The following is a 21,398-nucleotide window of genomic DNA, read 5'->3' as shown; positions in this document are numbered from 1 at the left end:
CCTCATTAAGTTATCAATTATTAGATCAAGCGTTTAAAGGCGGAATCGGCTTGCCGATCCGACCATAGAAATCCGCAACAAACTGCTCTAATTTACCCTCTTCGATAGCCTGGCGTAAACCCGCCATCAGGCGTTGGTAGTGACGCAGGTTATGAATCGTGTTCAGTCGAGCACCCAATATTTCGTTGCAACGGTCGAGATGGTGCAAGTAGGCGCGGCTGTAATGGCGACAGGTGTAGCAATCACAGTCCTTATCCAGCGGAGAAGTATCATCCTTGTGCTTGGCATTACGGATTTTTACCACACCGTCAGTCACGAACAAATGGCCGTTGCGGGCGTTGCGGGTCGGCATGACGCAGTCGAACATGTCGATGCCGCGACGCACGCCTTCCACCAAATCTTCCGGCTTGCCGACGCCCATCAAATAGCGTGGCTTATCTTCCGGAATTTGCGGGCAAACGTGTTCAAGAATGCGATGCATATCCTCTTTCGGCTCGCCTACAGCCAAGCCGCCCACAGCGTACCCGTCAAAGCCGATATCCACCAGCCCTTTGACTGAAACATCACGTAAATCTTCGTAAACGCCGCCCTGAATGATGCCGAACAGCGCATTTTTATTTTCCAGCTCGTCGAATCGCTTGCGGCTGCGCTCCGCCCAGCGCAGCGACATTTCCATCGAACGCTTAGCGTAGTCCCAGTCGGCCGGGTACGGCGTACATTCATCGAAGATCATCACGATGTCGGAACCCAGGTCATACTGGATTTCCATCGATTTTTCCGGGCTCAGGAACACCTTGTCGCCATTGATCGGGTTGCGGAAGTACACGCCTTCCTCTTTGATCTTGCGCATCGCCCCCAGGCTGAACACCTGGAAACCGCCGGAATCGGTAAGGATCGGCCCATGCCACTGCATGAAATCGTGCAGGTCGCCGTGCAGTTTCATGATCTCCTGGCCCGGGCGCAGCCACAGGTGGAAAGTGTTGCCCAGCAGGATCTGCGCGCCGGTTTCTTTCACTTCTTCCGGCGTCATGCCCTTGACCGTGCCGTAGGTGCCGACCGGCATAAAGGCCGGGGTCTCCACCACGCCGCGGTCGAAGATCAGGCGGCCGCGACGCGCGCGGCCATCGGTAGTCTGTAGTTCGTACTTCACAAAGCCTCCAGCATCAGAGAAACAGTCTGATGTCGTTGAAACGGGGCCGCGCCGTGCGCGCAGCCCGGGAAATTAACCGCCGACGGACTCGTTTTCCGCCTGCGGGTTACGGCTGATGAACATCGCATCGCCGTAGCTGAAAAAGCGATACTGCTCGGCCACCGCCTGCTGATAGGCGTTCATGGTATTTTTATAGCCGGCGAAGGCCGACACCAGCATGATTAGGGTCGATTCCGGCAGGTGGAAATTGGTCACCAGCGCGTCGATCACCTGATAGTGATAGCCCGGATAGATAAAGATGCTGGTGTCGCCGAAGAACGGCGCAATCAGCGCTTCTTTGCTGGCCGCCGCGGCGCTTTCCAGCGAGCGCACCGAGGTGGTGCCCACCGCTACGACGCGTTTGCCGCGCGCCTTGCAGGCCAGCACCGCATCGACCACCTCCTGCGGCACTTCGGCGTATTCGGCGTGCATCACGTGATCTTCGATGGTTTCCACGCGCACCGGCTGGAAGGTGCCGGCGCCGACGTGCAGCGTCACGAACGCCATTTCCACGCCCTTGGCGCGCAGCGCCGCCAGCAGCGGCTCGTCGAAGTGCAGGCCGGCGGTCGGCGCGGCAACCGCGCCGGGCTTCTCGCTGTAGACCGTCTGATACAGCTCGCGGTCGGCGTCTTCATCCGGGCGGGCGATATAAGGCGGCAGCGGCATGTGGCCGGCGGCGTTGAGGATAGTGAACACGTCGCGCTCGTCGTTGAAGCGCAGCTCGAACAGCGTTTCGTGGCGCGCCACCATGGTGGCGGCGATGCTCTCGTCATCCCCCAACAGCAGCTCGGCGCCCGGCTTCGGCGCTTTCGACGCGCGCACGTGCGCCAGCACGCGATGGTCGTCCAGCACGCGCTCCACCAGCACCTCAATCTTGCCGCCGCTGACCTTGCGGCCGAACATGCGCGCCGGGATCACGCGGGTATTGTTGAACACCAGCAGGTCGCCGGCTTCCAGCTTATCCAGCAGATCGGTGAATACGCCGTGCGTCAGCGCCCCGCTCGGCCCGTCCAGCTGCAGCAGGCGGCATGCGCTGCGTTCGGCCTGGGGATAGTGGGCAATCAGGGATTCGGGAAGTTCAAACGAAAAATCAGCGACGCGCATGGGTATTCACTTCTTCAATTTAGGGCTGGTTGGTAAAAAACAGGCGGCCTAGTCTAAAGCCGGGGGCGGTCAGCGGCAAGAAATAAGGAGGATTTGCCTGACTTCGGGTATAGTTGAGGGATGAATTTTCTCGCTCATCTTCACCTGGCCATGCTGGCGGACAGCTCGCTGCTGGGCAACCTGCTGGCCGATTTCGTGCGCGGCAACCCCGCCGCCGACTACCAGCCCGAGGTGGTGGCCGGCATCATGATGCACCGCCGCGTCGACGTGCTGACCGACAGCCTGCCGCAGGTCAAAGCCAGCCGCGACTATTTCAGCGCCCCCTACCGCCGCGTGGCGCCGATCACCCTCGACGTGGTGTGGGACCATTTTCTGGCGCGCCACTGGCAGCAGCTCGAGCCTTCGCGCGACCTGCACCAGTTTACCCAGGAAGCCCGCAGCCAGATCGAACCTTTTCTGCCGCTCACTCCGCCGCGCTTTCAGAACCTGAACGGCTACCTGTGGCAGGAACGCTGGCTGGAGCGCTACGCCGAATTGCCGTTCATCGCCCAGGTGCTGCAGGGCATGGCCAGCCGCCGCCCGCGCCTCGAGGCGCTGGCCGGTTCGTTCGCCGACGTCGAGCAACATTATCATCAGCTTGAAACACAGTTCTGGCAGTTTTACCCGCAAATGATGCGGCAGGCGAAGGACAAAGCGCTCTGAGGTCAAGCTCAAGCCCTTGAAATTGCAACGCCTTGCAAGAATTTACGTTTTGCCGCTTGCCCTTTTGTAGGAAAAGGTTATTTTTAAAGCTCGCTAAATTATATCAACGACTTTGATAGGTGAAAGCTATCTCATCGATTGGTCTTTTACCCTTTATTCACCAAGTCGCGGCCCCTATACTGGCCCTTGTTTTTACATCCACCCTTTAACACCTATTACAGGAGTAATTATGGTCCTGGTAACTCGTCAAGCCCCTGACTTCACTGCAGCTGCCGTACTGGGTAGCGGCGAAATCGTTGAAAACTTCAACCTGAAGAAGCACCTGAACGGCAAACCGGCCGTCCTGTTCTTCTGGCCAATGGACTTCACCTTCGTATGCCCTTCCGAGCTGATCGCTTTCGATCACCGCTATGAAGAGTTCCAGAAGCGTGGCGTTGAAGTGGTTGGCGTTTCCTTCGACTCAGAGTTCGTTCACAACGCATGGCGTAAAACCCCTGTCGACAAAGGCGGCATCGGTGAAGTGAAATACGCAATGGTTGCTGACATCAAGCGTGAAATTCAGAAAGCTTACGGCATCGAACACCCGGAAGCCGGCGTTGCGCTGCGCGGCTCCTTCCTGATCGACAAAGACGGCATCGTGCGTGCTCAGGTTGTTAACGATCTGCCAATCGGCCGTAACATCGACGAAATGATCCGTACCGTTGACGCGCTGCAATTCCACGAAGAGCACGGTGAAGTGTGCCCGGCTCAGTGGGAAAAAGGCAAAGCAGGTATGGGCGCTTCCCCAGACGGCGTTGCAAAATACCTGTCTGAAAACGCTGCCAAGCTGTAATTTCAGCCTGATAGTGAATCAACCGGCCCACGCGGCCGGTTTTTTTATGCCCCTTTATGGGGCAGGCCGCCCACCTTCAGTGCTTTATTTCCCTGTTTCCGCTCACATTTCCCACCCTGCTCGCCGCGCATGCGCCCATCTGCGGCTACTATCAATAACGCTGGCTCGCGCTTTGCAAGCGAACAGCGGCAAGCAAACACAACACAATAAAAAACTGACAGGGTAGGAATAACTATGTTTTTACAGAAATGGAGCAAACCCCTGACCATGGCGGCGCTGCTGGTCAGCGGCAGCCTGTATGCGGCATCCAACCCCGCGGTGGAAGCCAAAAACGGCATGGTGGTCACCTCGCAGCACCTGGCCTCGCAGGTCGGCGTGGATATCCTGAAGATGGGCGGCAACGCCATCGACGCCGCCGTGGCGGTGGGCTATGCGCAGGCGGTGGTTAACCCCTGCTGCGGCAACATCGGCGGCGGCGGCTTTATGACCGTTCACCTGGCGGACGGCACCGACACCTTCATCAACTTCCGTGAAACCGCGCCGGCGGCGGCCAGCGCCAACATGTATCTGGATGCCGACGGCAAGGTGAAGAAAGACGCCAGCCTGTACGGCTATCTGGCGGCGGGCGTGCCGGGCACCGTGCTGGGGATGGAAACCGCGCGTGAGAAGTACGGCAAGCTGAGCCGTGAACAGGTGCTGGCGCCGGCGATCAGGCTGGCGCGCGAAGGCTTTGTGCTGACCCGCGCCGATACCGATATCCTCGACACCACCGTCGCGCGCTTCAAACAGGATCCCGAGTCGGCCAAAATCTTCCTGCGCCCGGACGGCAGCCCGCTGCAGCCGGGGGACAAACTGGTGCAAACCGATCTGGCCAATACGCTGGAAGCCATCGCCAAAGGGGGAACCGACGCCTTCTATAAAGGCAAGATCCCGCAGGCGGTGGAGGCGGCGGCCAAACAGGGCGGCGGCATCTTGACCGCCGCCGACTTCGCCAATTACAAGGTCACCGAAACGCCGCCGATTACCTGCAGCTATCGCGGCTACAAGTTCGTGTCGGCGCCGCCTCCCAGCTCCGGCGGCGTGACGCTGTGCGAAATCCTCAACGTGGTGGAAGGCTACGACCTGAAAAGCATGGGCTTCAACTCGGCGGCGGCCATTCACACCATGACCGAAGCGATGCGCCATGCCTACATGGACCGCAACACCTACCTCGGCGACCCGGAGTTCATCAAGAACCCGATCGACCGGCTGGTGAGCAAGAGCTACGCCGAGCAGATCCGCAAGAAAATCGTCGCGGACAAGGCCACGCCGTCGGAAAACGTGCAGCCCGGCATGGAACCGCATGAGAAGCCGGAAACCACCCACTATTCGATCGTCGATCACGACGGCAACGCGGTCTCCACCACCTATACCGTCAACGGCCGCTTCGGCGCCGTGGTGATCGCACCGGGCACCGGCTTCTTCCTCAACGACGAGATGGACGACTTTACGGTCAAAGTGGGCGAGAAAAACCTGTACGGGCTGGTGCAGGGCACCGCCAACAGCATTGCCCCCGGTAAGCGCCCACTATCGTCGATGAGCCCGACGCTGGTGACCAAGGACAACAAGATCTTTATGGTGCTGGGCTCGCCGGGCGGTTCGCGCATCATCACCATCACCCTGCAGACCGCGTTGAACGTGATAGACCACGGCATGGCGCCGCAGGAAGCGGTGGACGCACCGCGCATCCATCACCAATGGTTGCCGGATGAGGTGTACTACGAACAGCGCGGCGTTTCCGCCGATACGCTGAAGCTGCTGAGCGGCATGGGCTATAAGATGGTCGAGCAAACGCCGTGGGGCGCCGCCGAACTGATTCTGGTCGGCTTGCCAGGCGCGGCGGGCGTCAGCCCGGCCAACTCCGGCAACGACTCGGCGGTTTCCGGCAAGGTGCGCGAAGGCTATCTGTACGGCGCCAACGACGTGCGTCGCCCGGCAGGTTCTGCGGTCGGTTACTGATGTAAACGCCTACTCACCTTTATCGCGGGGGCCCTTCGGCCCCCGCAGTGTCTTTAGCCTTCACAGCGCCACACGGTGGCCGTCTCTTCCGCCAGCTGCAGGCGCAGCCCGCCTGCCGTTTCGCTCAACTCTCCCCGCCCTTCCACACGCCGCCACGGGCCGCGCGCCAACAGCGGGTTGTACGGCAGCTGCGCCTGGCCGCTGCCGTCGCGCTGCAGCGCCACCAGCACCTGCTCCTGCTGATACAGGCGCACGAACACCAGCGTTTCCCCGCTGGCATACAGCACCTGACAGCCGCCGCGACGCAATGCCACGCTCTGTTTACGCAGCGCCGCCATGCGCTGGAACAGCGCCAGCAGCGGCCGGTCCCAGTCGCCGACGTCCCACGGGAACGGCTTGCGGCAGAACGGATCGTTGCCGCCGTCCAGACCAATCTCATCGCCGTAATAGAGGCAAGGCACGCCTATCCAGCTCAGCAACCACACCGCCGCCATCTGCATGCGCGCCGCGTTCCCCTGCAACAGCGTGAGAAAACGCGCGGTATCGTGGCTGTCCAACTGGTTGAACTGGATCAGCTGGCGGCCGTGCGGCAACCCGGCGCGGTAGCCGTCCATCCACTGCGCGCACCCGGCGGCGTCCAGCCGCACCGGGTGATAGGCTACGTCCAGCCCCGCCAAGAACGCCCGCACCGGCAGCGCGAAGCCCATGTAGTTCATCGCCGCATCCTCCACGCCGGCGTGCAGCCAGCGGCGCGCGTCGCCGAAGTGCTCGCCCAATACGTAGGCCTGCGGATTCTCCTGCTTCACCGCCTGATAGATGCCAGCCAGGTGGTACAGGTTGCCGGTGGCGCCGCCGTTCTCCCCCAGCATGTGCACCACGTCCAGCCGCCAACCGTCGATGCTGTACGGCGGGCGCAGCCAGTGGCGCACCACGCTGCCTTCCCCGCGATAGATCGCTTCCGCCACCTGCGGCTCGGCGAAGTTGAGCTTCGGCAGGCTGGCGTTGCCCTTCCAGTCGAGCGCGCGGCCGTCCGGGTAAAAGTTGAACCAGCCGCGATACGGCGAATCGGGGTGGTGACAGGCGCCGTTTTCGCCCTGACGATGGCGGTCGAACCACGGATGCGAGTCGCCGGTGTGGTTGAATACCCCGTCCAGCACCAGTTTCATGCCCACCTTGTGAGTGCTCACTCGCAAACGCTGCAGCGCCGCGTTGCCGCCGAAGTGCGGATCGACCTGGTAATAGTCCTCGGTATCGTACTTATGCACGCTCGGTGCGGTAAAAATCGGGTTCAGGTACAGCGCCGTCACCCCCAGCTGCTGCAAATACGGCAGTTTGGCGCCGATGCCGTCCAGATCGCCGCCGTAAAAGGTCGAGGCGGCGTGGCGATCCTCCAGCGGGTGCTGCCAGTCGCGCCGAATCACCTCGGCGCCGGCCGCGTGATGGCGGTAGCTGCCGCTCTGGATGCCGTGCTCGCCGCCGCTGCTGGCGAAGCGATCGGGGAAAATCTGATAGAACAGCTGATCCGCCACCCACTCGGGGCCGTTGTCAGGTTCGTCGACGGCGAACTGCGCCAGCTGCCCCGGCGGCGTTGGCGACCAGCCCTGCGGCCCGAACCACTGCTGGCGATCGGCCCACAGCAGCTTGAAGCAGTAACGCCGCGTCGGCTCGCCCTCATTCAGCGTCAGGCTGGCCTGGTAGCGCCGCATCCCCTCGTGGCGCTGCGCTTTCATCACCAGCAGCCACTCTTCGTTGTCCGGTTCGGCGCGCAAAAACACCCGTTCCGGCAGTTCATCCCCCTGTAACCACAGCGTGATATCCAAACGTTGCCCTTGCTTTACCACAAAAGGCGGGACCGGTTGATGCCAGGCGTTAAGCATACTGTTTCTCCTGCTGTACCAAACGAAATCGACGGCGTTCTTCAAGAAACGAACAATGCCACGTTAAGTGCAACTCCCCCTCCTCTCTGGCCGCAAAACCCGGGGATGAGCCGGGGGGCGGAGACCGAAAAATAACGCTAACCCGATGTAAAAAAAGGTAAACAGGTACAAATCCTGCACGTTACCCCTTAGGCTAACGCGTTTTAAGTTTACAGGATATTTTTTGCGCATTTTTTAAGGAGCGGTAATGCAACAACAGATAACGCGCTGGCTGGAACAGTTTGGTTTGGAATTCGGCGGAGTGATGTCGCTGTTGATGGTATTGGGGTTGATTGTCCTGATCTCGGTCGCGATCCACCTGGTGCTGCACCGGGTGGTGCTGGCCGCCCTTCAGCGCCGCGGCCAGCAATCGCAGCGCGTCTGGCAACAGGCCATCACCCAATACAAACTGTTCCAGCGCGTGGCGCTGCTGCTGCAAGGGGTGATCATCAGCATCCAGGCGACGCTGTGGTTACAGAGCGGCAGCCAGACCCAGGCGGTGATCGTCACCGCCGCACAGGTGTGGATCCTCGCCTTCACCCTGCTGTCGCTGTTCTCGCTGCTGGATACGCTGCTGGCGCTGCTGCGCCAAAGCCCGATCTCCAATCAGCTGCCGCTGCGCGGCATTTTCCAGGGCCTGAAACTGGTGGCGGCGATCCTGATCGGCATCATGATCGTCTCGCTGCTGATGGGCAAATCGCCGCTGCTGCTGCTCAGCGGCCTGGGCGCCATGACCGCGGTCCTGATGTTGGTGTTCAAGGATCCGATCCTCGGCCTGGTGGCCGGCATCCAGCTCTCCGCCAACGATATGCTGAAGATCGGCGACTGGCTGGAAATGCCGAAATACGGCGCCGACGGCGCGGTCACCGACATCGGCCTGACCACGGTCAAAGTACGTAACTGGGACAACACCGTCACCACCATTCCCACCTACGCGCTGATCTCCGACTCGTTCAAAAACTGGCGGTCGATGTCGGAATCCGGCGGGCGCCGCATCAAGCGCAGCCTGAATATCGACACCGGCAGCGTGCACTTCCTGTCGGAAGAGGAACAGCGCCGCCTGCAGCGCAACCCGCTGCTGCACAGCTACCTGAATGATAAAACCCAGGAGCTGAGCCGGCACAATCAGGAGATTGCCATCGATCTGGCCTCGCCGCTCAACGGCCGCCGCCTGACCAACCTCGGCACGCTGCGCGCCTATCTGGAAGCCTACCTGCGCGCTCACCCGCGCATTCACCAGAACATGACGCTGATGGTGCGCCAGCTGGCGCCGACGCCGGAAGGCCTGCCGCTGGAAATCTACGCCTTCACCAACACCACGGTCTGGGCGGAGTATGAAAGCATTCAGGCGGATATTTTCGACCATATCCTGGCGGTGATCGACGAGTTCGGCCTGCGCGTGCATCAAACGCCAACCGGCAATGACCTGCGCGGCATGCTGCTACAAAACGCCAACGCTTCCTGACGTCGGCTGACGTAACTGTGTCTGCTGGTAATGATGTTCTTTCAATTGCCAGCAGATATCTCCATCCCCTTCTTTTCCCCGGTGAAAACGGCGTTAATGCGCCATCATCTTCACCACCGAGAGGGAAAGCCCTTGCTGAAACGCTTACGTCACCGGCTGTTTACCCTGATGGCCACCCTGCTGTTTATCGGCTGCCTGCACAGCGCTTCGCTGGACGAAAGCCGCATGCCCCGCAACCTGCAACCTTCGCTGAGCGCCCTGAGCAGCAATATGCAAGACATTCGCGAGGTGCTGGCGCGCTGCGCCGGCGAGGAAGAGGAGGAACGCCTTAACGGCGGCGACGTGCGTATCGAAGCGCGCGCCGCCGGGGAGGATGAAGCGGAAGACAAACGCCCGGCATAATAGGTTAAAAAACGCCCCATCTTGTTGCGCCATACGCAACACCTGGCTATGATGCGTATAGCGCAACACTCATGGAGCCGTCAGGATGATAAGAAGCTTCAAGCATAAGGGACTCAAAAAGTTTTTCGAAACCGGTTCAACGGCGGGTATCGACGCCAAGCAGGCGAAGAAAATCGCGCTGCGGCTGAGCGTGCTGGATCTGGCGAAAGTGATTGATGACGTAGATCTGCCCGGCTTCTTCTTGCACCCGCTAACGGGCGCTCGCAGCGGGCAATGGTCCGTCACCGTAACCGGCAACTGGCGTATCACGTTTGAACTGGTCGAGGGTGATGTTTATATCGTGAATTATGAGGACTATCACTAATGAACCGCATGCATAATCCCCCTCATCCTGGCGAGTTGATCAAAGAAACCATGGAAACGCTGAATCTCAGCGCGCGTGCGCTGGCTAAAGCGCTGGACGTCGCGCCCTCCACGGTTCAACGCCTGATCAGCGGAAAGTCCGATATCTCGCCGGAAATGGCCATCCGCCTGTCCATCGTGATAGGCAGTTCCGAACAGGTTTGGATGGGCATGCAGGATGCTTACGATCTGTGGCAGGCCAGGCAGTCCATCGACGTTTCCAAACTGCGCAAGCTGGACTTCGCTTGACGCCTGCTCCTAAAAAAACACCGGCCTTAGCCGGTGTTTTTCCATTCAGTCTTGCTGCGTCGCCAACGGCGCGCGTTTTTTCTGATGGTTGACCTTGAACCAGTACCCCGCCAGCAGCAATACCACCCAAACCAGGCCGGCGTACAGCGAGACGCGCGTGGTCGGGAAATAGCCGATCAGGCCGATGATGAACACCAGGAACACGATCGCCACCACCGAGGTGAATACCCCGCCACGCAGCGGGAACGCCAGCTGCTTCACCTGTTCTTTGCTCAGGCTGCGGCGGAAGGCGATTTGGGAGAACAGGATCATGATCCACACCCACACGGTGGCGAAGGTCGCCAGGGAGGCGATCACCAGGAACACGCTCTCCGGCATGATGTAGTTGAGATATACCGCCAGCAGCAGCGCCAGCATCATCACCACCACCGTCACCCAGGGAATGCCGCGCTTCGACACCTTGCTGAACATCTTCGGCGCGTGGCCCTGCTCGGCCATGCCGTGCAGCATGCGGCCGACGCCGAACACGTCGCTGTTGATCGCCGACAGCGAAGCGGTAATCACCACGAAGTTGAGAATGCCCGCCGCCACGGTGATGCCCATATGCTGGAAGGTCAGCACGAACGGGCTGCCGTTGGTGCCCACCTGGTTCCACGGGTAGATAGACATGATGACGAACAGCGTGCCGACGTAGAACACCAGAATGCGCCACGGCACCGAGTTGATGGCCTTCGGAATCGATTTTTTCGGATCTTTGGCTTCGCCGGCGGTGATGCCGATGATTTCAATGCCGCCGTAAGCGAACATCACCAGCTGCAGCGACAGGATCATGCCGATAAAGCCGTTGCTGAAGAAGCCGCCGTTCGACCACAGGTTATGAATGCCGGTCGGTTGCCCGCCGTTGCCGATGCCCCAGATGATGATGCCGATGCCGGCCACGATCATGATGATGATGGTGGCGACTTTGAAGAACGAGAACCAAAACTCCAGCTCGCCGAACACCTTGACGCTCATCAGGTTGATAGCGCCGATGATCAGCACCACGCTCAGCACCCAGATCCAGTGCGGCACTTCCGGGAACCAGACCCCCATATAGATGCCGAAGGCGGTCACGTCGGCGATGGCGACGATCAGGATTTCAAAGCAGTAGGTCCAGCCGGTGATGTAACCCGCCATCGGGCCGAGGTAGTCCTGCGCGTAGCGGGAAAACGAGCTGGCCTGCGGGTTGTTGACCGACATCTCCCCCAGGGCGCGCATGATGATAAAGGCCACGATGCCGCCGATCAGGTAAGCCAGCAGCACGCTCGGGCCGGCCATTTTGATGGCGTCCGCCGAGCCGTAGAACAACCCGGTGCCGATGGCCGATCCCAGCGCCATAAAGCGGATATGACGCGTACTGAGGCCGCGTTTCAGCTTATTGTCGGGGGCAGTGGTGGGTGACTGTTGTTGCATGAAAATGACCCATAGTTTTAAACGTAAAAAAGCCACGGACATGTCCGTGGCCCTGGATTAAGCCGGGGGATTATCAGTGCGCGGTCACTTGGGAACGCGTGCACACCCGATCATAAATCGCGACCAGCACCAGCATCAGCAGCGAAGGCGGCAACCATGCCAACCCCTGCTCCGCCAGCGGCAGGTGAGTGGTCCAGGCCGGCAGCAGCTGCTGGAAACTGGAGGCTTTCACCGCGTCAAGGATACCAAACAACAGGCTGACAAGCATCACCGGCGCGATGATGCGCGGCGCGCTGTGCCACCAACGCAGGGTGAAGCTCAGCACCACCAGCACGATGCACGGCGGGTAAATCGCGGTCAGCACCGGAATGGAGATCTGGATCAGGTGGCTCAGGCCGAGGTTGGACACCACCATCGAGAACAGGCCCAGGATAAACACCAGCGTCTTGTACGAGAACGGCAGGTATTGCGCGAAGAACTCGGCGCAGGCGCAGGTCAGGCCTACCGCGGTCACCATACAGGCGATGAAGATCAGCGCCGCCAGGAAGAAGCTGCCCAGGCCGCCGAAGGTGTTCTGAACGTAAGCGTGCAGGATCACCGCGCCGTTGGTGGCGTCCGGCACCAGCGCGCCGCTGCCGGAGCCCAGCTTGAACAGGCTCAGGTAAACCAGCGTCAGGCCCACGCCGGCGATCAAACCGGCCAGAATGGTGTAGCGGGTTAACAGACCGGCGTCTTTCACGCCGCGCGAGCGCGCCGCGTTGACGATAACGATGCCGAATACCAGCGCGCCCAGCGTATCCATGGTCAGGTAGCCGTTAACGAAGCCGGAAGAGAAAGGCACGCTCTGGTAAGCCGCCGTCGCCGGAATCGGCGCGCCGGCAGGCCACAGCAGCGCGGCGATGCCCAGTACGCCCAACGCCACGATCTTCAGCGGCGCCAGCACATGGCCGACGGTGTCGAGCAGGCGGCCCGGATACAGGGAGATGCCGATCACCAGCGCGAAGTACACCAGGCTGTAAATGAACAGCGGCATGGCGCCGTCGCCGGTCAGCGGGGCGATGCCCACTTCAAAGGACACGGTGGCGGTGCGCGGCGTGGCGAACAGCGGGCCGACGGCCAGGTAGCAGACGGTCGCCAGCAGCAGGCCGGCGCCGCGGCCGATCGGCGAACTGAGGGCATCGATGCCGCCGCCGACGCGCGCCAGCGCGATGACGGTGATGACCGGCAGACCGACGGCGGTGATCAGGAAGCCCAGCGCCGCGGTCCAGACGTGTTCACCGGACTGCAAGCCGACCATCGGCGGGAAGATGATGTTCCCGGCCCCAACGAATAAGGCAAAGGTCATGAAGCCCAGTGCCAGGATATCTTTTGACGTTAAACGATGACTCATACGATGTCGTGTTGCCTGTTCAAATGAAAAAAATTGTCCGATAGCGTGGTGGCGTGACGCCCCACCGGTTGCCGGCATGCCCGATCGTCGCAGCGCCAAATAAGCACCCTAAACGCAGTCGATCCGGCGTTTATGTCCCTATTCGAAAGTGGCCGCTCATGAAGATGGGCAAAATTTTAGGAGTTATAAAAATGGAGGTTTAATCCGACAACGAGGGCTAAGGTAAACGTTTATAGCGCTTCAAGGCAAGACGCACGGCGAAAAGCAGAGCTATCGACCATATAAACTTTAGCCACCAGTCGATCATATTGGCTATCAATAAATATACACTACATGATTTGTATCATTTTTGAACAATGGATTCACGAAACGTGAAACATATACCGCTTTACCGCGCGAAAACGCCAATAAATGCCCGGTTTTCGCGTGGTATAAGCTCCGTTTGGCCGTTAAAAAAGGCGAAAATTACGCCGCTTTTTGTCGCTTATTGCACCGTGGCCGCCGCGAGCGGCTGCAGCCCGAGCGCCTGGCGGGTCCTCTGCAGGGCGCCCGGCGGCAGCGGCAGATAGCCGTCGTGATTGACCAGGCTCTGCCCTGCGTTCGACAGCACGCGGTCGAGGAACGCGGCGGTCAGCGGCTCCAGCGGTTGATTGGGGGCTTTGTTGATGTAGATATAGAGATAGCGCGACAGCGGGTAGCGATCGTTGCGCACGTTGGCGGCGGTAGGCGCGACATAGTCCTCTCCCGATTCCGCCAACGGCAGCAGCCGCACGCCGCTGGCGCGAAAACCGATGCTGGCGTAGCCGATGCCGTTGAGCGAACCGGCCACCGCCTGCACCACCGAGGCCGAGCCGGGCAGCTCATTGACGCGCGGCATAAAATCGCCGCCGCACAGCGCGCGCAGTTTGAAATAGCCGTAGGTGCCGGACGCCGAGTTGCGGCCGAAGCGCTGCAGCGAGCGCGTCGCCCAGTCGCCGCTCAGCCCCAGCTCGCCCCAGCGCGTCAGCGGCTTGCTTTCACCGCAGCGCCGGGTGGCGGAGAAAATGCGATCGAGCTGCTGCAGATTGAGGCCGCGCAGCGGGTTGTCCTGATGCACCAACACCACCAGCGCGTCCACCGCCACCGGCACCGCCAGCGGCGCATAGCCGTAACGGTGTTCGAACGCCGAAACCTCGGCCGCCTTCATCGGCCGGCTCATCGGGCCCAGCTGCGCGGCGCCCGCCGCCAACGCGGTCGGCGCGGTCGACGAGCCGGCGGCCTGGATCTGCAGGTTAACATTGGGATAATGCCGGCTGAAATCCTGCGCCCACAGCGCCATCAGATTCGCCAAAGTATCGGAACCGACGCTGGACAGGTTGCCCGCCAGCATGCCGTCGGGCTGCGCCAGCGCGCCGCGTCCGGCCAGCAGCGCCAGGCAAAGCAACAGCCCTCGGGTTATTCGGGTCATACCGGTGTCTCGCGTTAATTTTTCACCGCATTCTCTGATAAAGCGGCGGGAACAATCAACCGGTTGGGTAAGGTAAAGATAAAGCGGGTGCCGATCCCCGGCTCGCTGAGGATCTCCAGCCGCGCGTCGTGATGGCTGAGCGCATGCTTGACGATCGCCAGCCCCAGCCCGCTGCCGCCGGTCTGGCGCGAACGGGCCTTGTCGACGCGGTAAAAACGCTCGGTCAGGCGCGGCAGGTGTTCGGCGGCGATGCCCGGCCCGTTGTCACTGACCTGGAACTGCGCGCCGTGCGCCGTCTGCTGCCAGCTCACTTCGATATGGGTGCCCTTCGGCGTGTGGTTGACCGCGTTGTATACCAGGTTAGACACCGCGCTGCGCAACTGGTCTTCATTGCCGAACACGTTGAGCTGTTCGTTCACCCGGAAAGTGATCTCGTGATTGCCGCCGCTCAGCGATTGCGCCTCGCGCTGCAACACCCGCAGCATCAGCGGGATATCCACCCGCTCGTTCATGTCGACATTGGGCGCCGCCTCGATGCGCGACAGCGTCAGCAGCTGCTTGACCAGCCCGTCCATCCGGCGGGTCTGTTCCTGCATGGTGCCGAGCGCCTTGCTGCGCAGCGAACCGTCCTGCTCTTCGTCGCCCATCATCTCCAGATAGCCCTGCAGCACCGTCAGCGGCGTGCGCAGCTCATGGCTGACGTTGGCGAAGAAGTTGCGCCGCGCCCCCTCCAGCTGGCGCATTTGGGTGACGTCGCGCGCCACCATCAGCAACTGCCCTTCGGAATAGGGCATCACGCGGAATTCGACGTAGTGTTCGTTGTTCAGCTGCAGCGTCAGCGGGCGCGAGAACTCCTGCTGTTGCAGATAGTGGCTGAATTCCGGATAACGCAGCAGGTTGAGGATGTGCTGGCCGTTGTCTTCCGGCCAGCGGAAGCCGAGCAGATGCTGCGCCAGCCCGTTGCACCAGAAGATGTTGCCTTCAACGGTGGTCATCACCACCGCGTCAGGCAGCGATTCGGCCCCGCTGCGAAAGCGCTTGATCAACAGCGCCAGCTCGCGCCGGCGGCGGCGATTGCGCTGCTGCATCTGATACAGGCCATAGAACAGCGGCTCCCAACTCCAGCGGCCGGGCGGCGGCGTCATGCTGCGGTCGATCCACAGCCAATGAGAGAGTTTGAGCTGGTTGTAGAAATTCCACACCAGCGCGGCCAGCGCGGAGGCCAGCAGGAACCAGGGCAGATAACCGAAAATCAGCCCCAGCAGTAAGGCGGGCAAACAGAAAAGAGCCAGCTCCAGAGCCAGCCTCTTCCACGACAGACGTTCTAACACGGCATATTCTCCAGCGCAGCGCGATCAGTAGCGCGTTGAGAACCGGTAGCCGGTGCCCCGAACGGTTTGAACCATTTTATCATGCCCACTGGTTTCTAACGCCTTGCGGAGCCGACGGATATGCACGTCAACGGTACGGTCTTCCACATAAACGTTAGTGCCCCAGACGTGATTAAGCAACTGCTCACGGCTATAAACCCGCTCCGGGTGGGTCATAAAGAAGTGCAGCAGCTTGAACTCGGTCGGCCCCATGTCCAACGCCTGATCGTTAGCCATCACGCGGTGGGAGGACGGATCCAGGCTCAGCCCTTGCATTTCAATCACTTCTTCCACCGCCATCGGTGAAATGCGGCGCATGACCGCCTTGATGCGCGCCACCAGCTCCTTGGGCGAGAACGGCTTGGTGATGTAATCATCCGCCCCCACTTCCAGGCCGCGCACGCGGTCTTCCTCTTCGCCGCGCGCGGTCAGCATCATCACCGGAATATCGCGGGTCAGCGCTTCGCGCTTCATATGTTTGATAAACTGAATGCCGGAACCGCCGGGCAACATCCAGTCGAGCAACACCAAATCAGGGAACGGCTCAGACAGGCGCGTCACGGCGCTGTCATAATCCTCGGCTTCCAACGGTTGGTAACCATTCTGTTCCAACACAAAGCACACCATCTCACGGATCGGCGCTTCGTCTTCCACCACCAGTATGCGTCTTGCCATCGTCAATCCTGCCAATGTGTTAGCGACTTTGCGGGCGCCATTATGCGTCAGTTTTGTGACACTTTTATGAAAAAAAGCGGCTGTTATAGGCAGTAAGCATAGCGATTATTTCCCGCCGCAAAGAAAAATCATCCGGTTGTCATCATCATTGCGCCGGGACAGCCGCCGCCGCGGCCTTTATAATCATCGCCATTACCTTTGCATCCGGGAGTGTCATGCGCCTGATCCACACCTCTGACTGGCACCTTGGCCAGTACTTTTTCACCAAAAGCCGCGCCGCCGAGCACCAGGCTTTTCTGAACTGGCTGATCGAGCAGATCGAGCAGCAGCAGGTGGATGCGCTGATCGTCGCCGGGGATCTGTTCGATACCGGTTCGCCGCCCAGCTACGCCCGCGAGCTGTACAACCGCTTCGTGGTGGAGCTGCAGCGCACCGGCTGTCAGCTGGTGGTGCTGGGCGGCAACCACGACTCGGTGGCGACGCTGAACGAATCGCGGGAACTGCTCTCCTGCCTGAACACCACGGTGATCGCGAGCGCGCAGGGCTCCCTTGAGCAGCAGATCGTGGTGCTGAACCGGCGCGACGGCCAGCCGGGCGCGGTGCTGTGCGCCATTCCTTTTCTGCGGCCGCGCGATCTGCTCACCAGCCGCGCCGGCGAATCCGGCGCGCAAAAACAGCAGGCGCTGCAGGAAGCCATCGCCGAACATTACCAGGCGCTGTATCAGGCGGCCTGCGAACGCCGCGATCGGCTGGGCCTGCCGCTGCCGATCGTCGCCACCGGCCACCTGACCACCGTCGGCGTCACCACCTCCGACTCGGTGCGCGACATCTATATCGGCACCCTCGACGCCTTCCCGGCGCAAGCCTTCCCACCTGCCGATTACATCGCGCTGGGCCACATTCACCGCGCGCAGAACGTCGCCAAATCAGAGCATATTCGCTATAGCGGCTCACCGATTCCGCTCAGCTTCGATGAACTGGGCAAAGCCAAAAGCGTCTTCCTGGTCGATTTCGCCGACGGCGCCCTGCAGCAGGTAGAAGCGTTAGCGATCCCGCAGTTCCAGCCCATGCAGCTGATCAAAGGCGATCTGGCCGAGATCGAACGGCAGCTGCAGCAATTTGCCGACTATGCCGGCGAGCTGCCGGTGTGGCTGGATATCGAAGTGGCGACGCAGGACTATCTCAGCGATATCCAGCGCCGCATCCAGCTGATGGCGGATGAGCTGCCGGTGGAAGTGGTGCTGCTGCGGCGCAGCAAAGAGCAGCGCCGCCAGGCGATCGCGCAGCAGGATAAGGAAACGCTCAACGAGCTGAGCGTCAACGAGGTGTTCGAACGCAGGTTGGCGCAGGAGGCCGACATGCCCGAAGCGCGCCAACGGCGGATGCACCAACTGTTCCGCCAGGTGGTCGAGGCGGTGCAGCACAATCCTGAGGAGACCAATCCATGAAGATCCTCAGCCTGCGGTTAAAAAACCTCAACTCGCTGCAGGGCGAGTGGAAAATTGACTTCACCGCCGAGCCGTTCGCCAGCAACGGCCTGTTCGCCATTACCGGCCCGACCGGCGCGGGCAAAACCACCCTGCTGGACGCCATCTGCCTGGCGCTGTACCACCAGACGCCGCGTCTCAACGTCACGCCGAGCCAGAATGAGCTGATGACCCGCCACACCGCCGAATCGCTGGCGGAGGTCGAATTCGAGGTCAAGGGCGTCGGCTATCGCGCCTTCTGGAGCCAGCGCCGCGCCAAAAACGCGCCGGACGGCAACCTGCAGGCGCCGAAGGTGGAACTGGCGCGCCGTGAGGACGGCAAGATCCTGGCGGACAAGGTGCGCGACAAGCTGGAGATCACCGCCGCCATCACCGGGCTGGACTTCGGCCGCTTCACCAAATCGATGATGCTGTCTCAGGGGCAGTTCGCCGCGTTCCTCAACGCCGACGCCAACGATCGCGCCGAACTGTTGGAAGAGCTGACCGGCACCGAAATCTACGGGCGGTTGTCCGAACAGGTGTTCGAATCGCACAAGCAGGCCAAAACCGAACTGGATGGGTTGCACCAGCGCGCCAGCGGCATCGAGCTGCTGAACGATGAACAGCGCCACTCCCTGACTGAACAGCTGACGGCGCTGAGCGCGCAGGAAAGCGCCCTCGGTAAGCAAACTCAGCAACAGCAACAGGCGCTGAGCTGGCTGCAGCAATGGCAACGCCTCCAGCAACAGCAAAACGAGGGTCAACAGCGGCTGGAAACCGCCCAGCGCGAGCAGACGGAGGCCGCCCCGCAGCTGCAGCGGCTGGCGCTCAGCGAACCGGCCGAGAAATTGCGGCCGCTGCGCGGTGAACGCGATCGCTGCCGCGCCGAGCTGCAGACGATACAACAGCAGGCAGCCCAGCTGACGCAGCAACAGGAACAGCACTCGGCGCAGCTGGCGCCACTGCAGCAGGCGGTGGAAAAGGCCCGTCTGGCGCAGCAAGCCCATGCCGAGTATATGCGGCAGCAGCAACAGCTGATCGATGACCAGGTCGCCCCGCTCGACCACCAAATAGCCCAACTGCAGTCGACGCAGGCCGAGCGGCGACAGTCCGGCGATGCTGCCGCGCAGCAGTGTGCCAAACAGAAAACCACGCTGGAGCAGCTCACCGCCGAGCGCAGCCAGCTGACGGCGCAGGCCGCACAGCATCAGCAGCGGTTGAACGCGCTGACCGAAGCGCTGGCCGTTCAGCAGCAACAGCAGCAGGCGCTGGCGGCGCAAACGCCGCTGGCCCCGCTGCGCCAGCGCCTGAGCGCTCTGGCGGATCTGCGCCCGACGCGCCAGCAGTTATTTACGCTCGCCTCTTTATCGCAACAAGTTGTTAAACGGCTGGAACAGCAGCGGCAAGAGCTAAACATCGGTCAAAATGAACTGACCCAGTTGGAGCCACAGTTAGAGCTCATCCGTCAGCAATTTAAGCAGCAGAAAGCCCACCAGGCCGATGTTGAAAAAACCTATGCGCTGGAACAACGGATCGTGGGTCTGGAAGCCGAGCGCGCCCGTTTGCAACCCGGCGCCCCCTGCCCGCTGTGCGGCTCATGCGATCACCCGGCGGTAGAACAATACCAAGAGGTAAAACTGTCAGAAACTGCGCAACGTCTGGAGCAAATGAAAGTCCAGACCGAAGCATTGCAAAAACAAGGCGTCGAGCTGCGAGCCCGTTACGACAACCTGCAACAGCAATTGCAACGCCAACAGCAGGCTATCGCGCAGGATGAGCAGCAGTTGGCTGCCCAACAGCAGCAGTGGCAGCAGCTCAGCGCGCCGCTGGCATTCGACTTTACGTTGGCCGAGGGCGAGCGCCTCAGCGCCTGGCTGAGCGGCTGCGACGACGAAGAGCGGCGCGGGCAGCACGCGCTGCAGCAGCATGAACAGGCGGCGCAGGCGGTACAGCAGGCAAAAGACGCGCTCGCCGCTCTGCAAACGCAGCAGCAGCAGGCGCAGCAACGGCTGGCGCTGCTCGAAGAGCGCTTTACGCTGCTGCAGAAAACCCATGCCGACAGCCTGCAACAGCAGCAAGACCTGCAACAACGCTGGCAAGAAGGCGAGAAGACCCTCGCCGAACGGCGCGCGCAGCGGCTGGCGCTGTTCGGCGAACAGCAGGTCGCCGAGGTGCGCGAACAGCTGCGCGCCAAACAAACCGCCTGTGAGCAGGCCAGCTTGCAGGCCGCCGAGCAGTGGCAAAAAGCGCAGGAACTGCGCGAGCGCCTGGCCGGCCAGCAGGCCGGATTGCAACAACAGCACACCCAAATGCAGGAACGGCTGCAGCAGGCGCAGCAGCTGTGGCAGCAGGCGCTGGCCGACAGCGAATTCGCCGATGAAACCGCCTTCGCCGCTGCGCTGCTGGACGACGCCCTGCGCCGCGAATTGCAGCAGCGCAAAGAGCAACTGCAACAGCGGCAGGTGGAGGCCGCCGCCCTGCTGACGCAGGCGACGCAAACGCTGGAGCAGCATCGGCAAAGCCGCCCAGAAGGGGTGGATGAAGCCAACGCGGATCTCGACGCACTCACCCAATCGCTGGCCGAGCTGGCACAGCAGTTGAAAACGTTGCAGCTGCGCCAGGGTGAACTGCGCAACCAGTTGGAAAGCGACGCCGCCCGCCGCCTCAATCAACAGGCACTGTTCGAGCAAATCGCCCGCAGCCAGCAAGACTACGACGACTGGAGCTACCTCAACCAGCTGATCGGCTCGAAAGAAGGCGACAAGTTCCGCCGCTTCGCTCAGGGGCTGACGCTCGATCATCTGGTTTATCTGGCCAACCAGCAACTCGGCCGGCTGCACGGGCGCTACCTGCTGCAGCGCAAAACCAGCGACGCGCTGGAGCTGCAGGTGGTGGACACCTGGCAGGCCGACGCGCTGCGCGATACCCGCACCCTGTCCGGCGGCGAGAGCTTCCTGGTCAGCCTGGCGCTGGCGCTGGCGTTGTCCGATCTGGTCAGCCACAAAACCAGCATCGACTCGCTGTTCCTCGACGAAGGCTTCGGCACGCTGGACGCCGAAACCCTCGATACCGCGCTGGACGCGCTGGACAGCCTGAACGCCTCCGGCAAAACCATTGGCGTGATCAGCCACGTCGAGGCGATGAAAGAGCGTATTCCGGTGCAGATCAAGGTGAAAAAGGTCAACGGACTCGGCGTCAGCCGGCTGGAGGCGCACTTTAGGCTGGAATGATCACGCCGTGCGCGGCGCAGAAGTGTGACCGCGGCGGCACTCCGCGGTGAAAAGCGTTGAGCCGCGGCGAGCACGGGTTATTATGCAGGCATAACAGGATTGTTACTGT

At 61.3% G+C, this 21,398-nt stretch carries 17 protein-coding genes; 9 read left to right on the top strand and 8 right to left on the bottom strand.

The window, feature by feature from the left end:
• Window positions 1–25: 25 nt before the first annotated feature.
• Entirely contained in the window at window positions 26–1,150 is a 1,125-nt protein-coding gene (gene tgt / locus SSARUM2_RS04595; RefSeq protein WP_033647322.1) for a tRNA guanosine(34) transglycosylase Tgt, read from the bottom strand.
• 72 nt (window positions 1,151–1,222) lie between these two features.
• Window positions 1,223–2,293 carry a tRNA preQ1(34) S-adenosylmethionine ribosyltransferase-isomerase QueA gene (gene queA / locus SSARUM2_RS04590; RefSeq protein WP_004940394.1) on the bottom strand — a complete coding sequence of 357 codons (1,071 nt, stop codon included), beginning with the start codon at window positions 2,291–2,293 and terminating at the stop codon, window positions 1,223–1,225.
• Between the two features lie 120 nt (window positions 2,294–2,413).
• Here queA and SSARUM2_RS04585 point away from each other — a divergent pair, with 120 nt between their 5' ends.
• The 3 genes from SSARUM2_RS04585 (at window position 2,414) to ggt (ending at window position 5,825) form a co-directional block, all read left to right on the top strand.
• Window positions 2,414–2,995 carry an ACP phosphodiesterase gene (locus SSARUM2_RS04585; RefSeq protein WP_060439028.1) on the top strand — a complete coding sequence of 194 codons (582 nt, stop codon included), beginning with the start codon at window positions 2,414–2,416 and terminating at the stop codon, window positions 2,993–2,995.
• Window positions 2,996–3,224: 229 nt separating this feature from the next.
• Window positions 3,225–3,827 (top strand): peroxiredoxin C, encoded by a 603-nt coding sequence (locus tag SSARUM2_RS04580; RefSeq protein ID WP_019454212.1) that lies wholly within the window; start codon window positions 3,225–3,227, stop codon window positions 3,825–3,827.
• 234 nt (window positions 3,828–4,061) lie between these two features.
• The gene (ggt, locus tag SSARUM2_RS04575; RefSeq protein WP_033637292.1) at window positions 4,062–5,825 is read left to right on the top strand and encodes a gamma-glutamyltransferase; all 1,764 of its coding nucleotides are present in this window, start codon (window positions 4,062–4,064) and stop codon (window positions 5,823–5,825) included.
• Window positions 5,826–5,878: 53 nt separating this feature from the next.
• Here the strand turns inward: ggt and malZ are convergent, their stop codons facing one another.
• Window positions 5,879–7,702 carry a maltodextrin glucosidase gene (malZ, locus tag SSARUM2_RS04570; RefSeq protein WP_060452700.1) on the bottom strand — a complete coding sequence of 608 codons (1,824 nt, stop codon included), beginning with the start codon at window positions 7,700–7,702 and terminating at the stop codon, window positions 5,879–5,881.
• Window positions 7,703–7,949: 247 nt separating this feature from the next.
• Here malZ and SSARUM2_RS04565 point away from each other — a divergent pair, with 247 nt between their 5' ends.
• From SSARUM2_RS04565 to SSARUM2_RS04550, 4 genes are all read left to right on the top strand, one after another.
• Window positions 7,950–9,206, top strand: a complete 1,257-nt coding sequence (locus tag SSARUM2_RS04565) for a mechanosensitive ion channel domain-containing protein (protein ID WP_033637290.1) — start codon at window positions 7,950–7,952, stop codon at window positions 9,204–9,206.
• Window positions 9,207–9,338: 132 nt separating this feature from the next.
• The gene (locus SSARUM2_RS04560) at window positions 9,339–9,608 is read left to right on the top strand and encodes a hypothetical protein (RefSeq protein ID WP_033637289.1); all 270 of its coding nucleotides are present in this window, start codon (window positions 9,339–9,341) and stop codon (window positions 9,606–9,608) included.
• Between the two features lie 85 nt (window positions 9,609–9,693).
• Complete coding sequence (locus SSARUM2_RS04555) at window positions 9,694–9,972, top strand: type II toxin-antitoxin system RelE/ParE family toxin (protein WP_019454217.1); 279 nt, start codon at window positions 9,694–9,696, stop codon at window positions 9,970–9,972.
• Window positions 9,972–10,259, top strand: coding sequence for a HigA family addiction module antitoxin (locus tag SSARUM2_RS04550; RefSeq protein ID WP_025160069.1), 288 nt, complete (start codon window positions 9,972–9,974; stop codon window positions 10,257–10,259). The genes SSARUM2_RS04555 and SSARUM2_RS04550 overlap by 1 nt, the downstream gene beginning before the upstream one ends.
• A gap of 45 nt (window positions 10,260–10,304) precedes the next feature.
• Here the strand turns inward: SSARUM2_RS04550 and proY are convergent, their stop codons facing one another.
• From proY to phoB, 5 genes are all read right to left on the bottom strand, one after another.
• Window positions 10,305–11,711 (bottom strand): proline-specific permease ProY, encoded by a 1,407-nt coding sequence (gene proY, locus SSARUM2_RS04545; RefSeq protein ID WP_033653281.1) that lies wholly within the window; start codon window positions 11,709–11,711, stop codon window positions 10,305–10,307.
• A 73-nt stretch (window positions 11,712–11,784) separates the two neighbouring features.
• Window positions 11,785–13,101: a branched-chain amino acid transport system II carrier protein gene (gene brnQ / locus SSARUM2_RS04540; RefSeq protein WP_041033616.1), complete on the bottom strand. Its 1,317-nt coding sequence runs from the start codon at window positions 13,099–13,101 to the stop codon at window positions 11,785–11,787.
• 484 nt (window positions 13,102–13,585) lie between these two features.
• A complete protein-coding gene (locus tag SSARUM2_RS04535) occupies window positions 13,586–14,548 on the bottom strand; it encodes a phosphate ABC transporter substrate-binding protein PstS family protein (RefSeq protein ID WP_033647326.1) in 963 nt (320 codons plus the stop codon).
• A gap of 14 nt (window positions 14,549–14,562) precedes the next feature.
• A complete protein-coding gene (gene phoR / locus SSARUM2_RS04530) occupies window positions 14,563–15,879 on the bottom strand; it encodes a phosphate regulon sensor histidine kinase PhoR (RefSeq protein WP_025301740.1) in 1,317 nt (438 codons plus the stop codon).
• A 24-nt stretch (window positions 15,880–15,903) separates the two neighbouring features.
• The gene (gene phoB, locus SSARUM2_RS04525; RefSeq protein ID WP_004940438.1) at window positions 15,904–16,593 is read right to left on the bottom strand and encodes a phosphate response regulator transcription factor PhoB; all 690 of its coding nucleotides are present in this window, start codon (window positions 16,591–16,593) and stop codon (window positions 15,904–15,906) included.
• Window positions 16,594–16,808: 215 nt separating this feature from the next.
• Here phoB and sbcD point away from each other — a divergent pair, with 215 nt between their 5' ends.
• Together sbcD and sbcC are read left to right on the top strand one after the other, a co-directional pair.
• Window positions 16,809–18,041 (top strand): exonuclease subunit SbcD, encoded by a 1,233-nt coding sequence (sbcD, locus tag SSARUM2_RS04520; protein ID WP_049235170.1) that lies wholly within the window; start codon window positions 16,809–16,811, stop codon window positions 18,039–18,041.
• Window positions 18,038–21,289, top strand: coding sequence for an exonuclease subunit SbcC (gene sbcC / locus SSARUM2_RS04515; RefSeq protein WP_060429531.1), 3,252 nt, complete (start codon window positions 18,038–18,040; stop codon window positions 21,287–21,289). Before sbcD ends, sbcC begins: the two co-directional genes overlap by 4 nt.
• Window positions 21,290–21,398: the final 109 nt, after the last annotated feature.

The organism is Serratia sp. K-E0102 (genome assembly GCF_029962625.1).
GTDB classification, from domain to species: domain Bacteria; phylum Pseudomonadota; class Gammaproteobacteria; order Enterobacterales; family Enterobacteriaceae; genus Serratia; species Serratia sarumanii.
Note: the sequence above shows the minus strand (reverse complement) of the source record. Positions and strands in the feature narration are given on the sequence as shown.

What these genes read in the sequence shown, in the direction of transcription:
- queA (WP_004940394.1), bottom strand. Translation starts at nt 2,293, where the DNA reads ATGCGCGTCGCTGATTTTTCGTTTGAACTTCCCGAATCCCTGATTGCC.
- SSARUM2_RS04585 (WP_060439028.1), top strand. Translation starts at nt 2,414, where the DNA reads ATGAATTTTCTCGCTCATCTTCACCTGGCCATGCTGGCGGACAGCTCG.
- SSARUM2_RS04580 (WP_019454212.1), top strand. Translation starts at nt 3,225, where the DNA reads ATGGTCCTGGTAACTCGTCAAGCCCCTGACTTCACTGCAGCTGCCGTA.
- ggt (WP_033637292.1), top strand. Translation starts at nt 4,062, where the DNA reads ATGTTTTTACAGAAATGGAGCAAACCCCTGACCATGGCGGCGCTGCTG.
- malZ (WP_060452700.1), bottom strand. Translation starts at nt 7,702, where the DNA reads ATGCTTAACGCCTGGCATCAACCGGTCCCGCCTTTTGTGGTAAAGCAA.
- SSARUM2_RS04565 (WP_033637290.1), top strand. Translation starts at nt 7,950, where the DNA reads ATGCAACAACAGATAACGCGCTGGCTGGAACAGTTTGGTTTGGAATTC.
- SSARUM2_RS04555 (WP_019454217.1), top strand. Translation starts at nt 9,694, where the DNA reads ATGATAAGAAGCTTCAAGCATAAGGGACTCAAAAAGTTTTTCGAAACC.
- SSARUM2_RS04550 (WP_025160069.1), top strand. Translation starts at nt 9,972, where the DNA reads ATGAACCGCATGCATAATCCCCCTCATCCTGGCGAGTTGATCAAAGAA.
- proY (WP_033653281.1), bottom strand. Translation starts at nt 11,711, where the DNA reads ATGCAACAACAGTCACCCACCACTGCCCCCGACAATAAGCTGAAACGC.
- brnQ (WP_041033616.1), bottom strand. Translation starts at nt 13,101, where the DNA reads ATGAGTCATCGTTTAACGTCAAAAGATATCCTGGCACTGGGCTTCATG.
- SSARUM2_RS04535 (WP_033647326.1), bottom strand. Translation starts at nt 14,548, where the DNA reads ATGACCCGAATAACCCGAGGGCTGTTGCTTTGCCTGGCGCTGCTGGCC.
- phoB (WP_004940438.1), bottom strand. Translation starts at nt 16,593, where the DNA reads ATGGCAAGACGCATACTGGTGGTGGAAGACGAAGCGCCGATCCGTGAG.
- sbcD (WP_049235170.1), top strand. Translation starts at nt 16,809, where the DNA reads ATGCGCCTGATCCACACCTCTGACTGGCACCTTGGCCAGTACTTTTTC.
- sbcC (WP_060429531.1), top strand. Translation starts at nt 18,038, where the DNA reads ATGAAGATCCTCAGCCTGCGGTTAAAAAACCTCAACTCGCTGCAGGGC.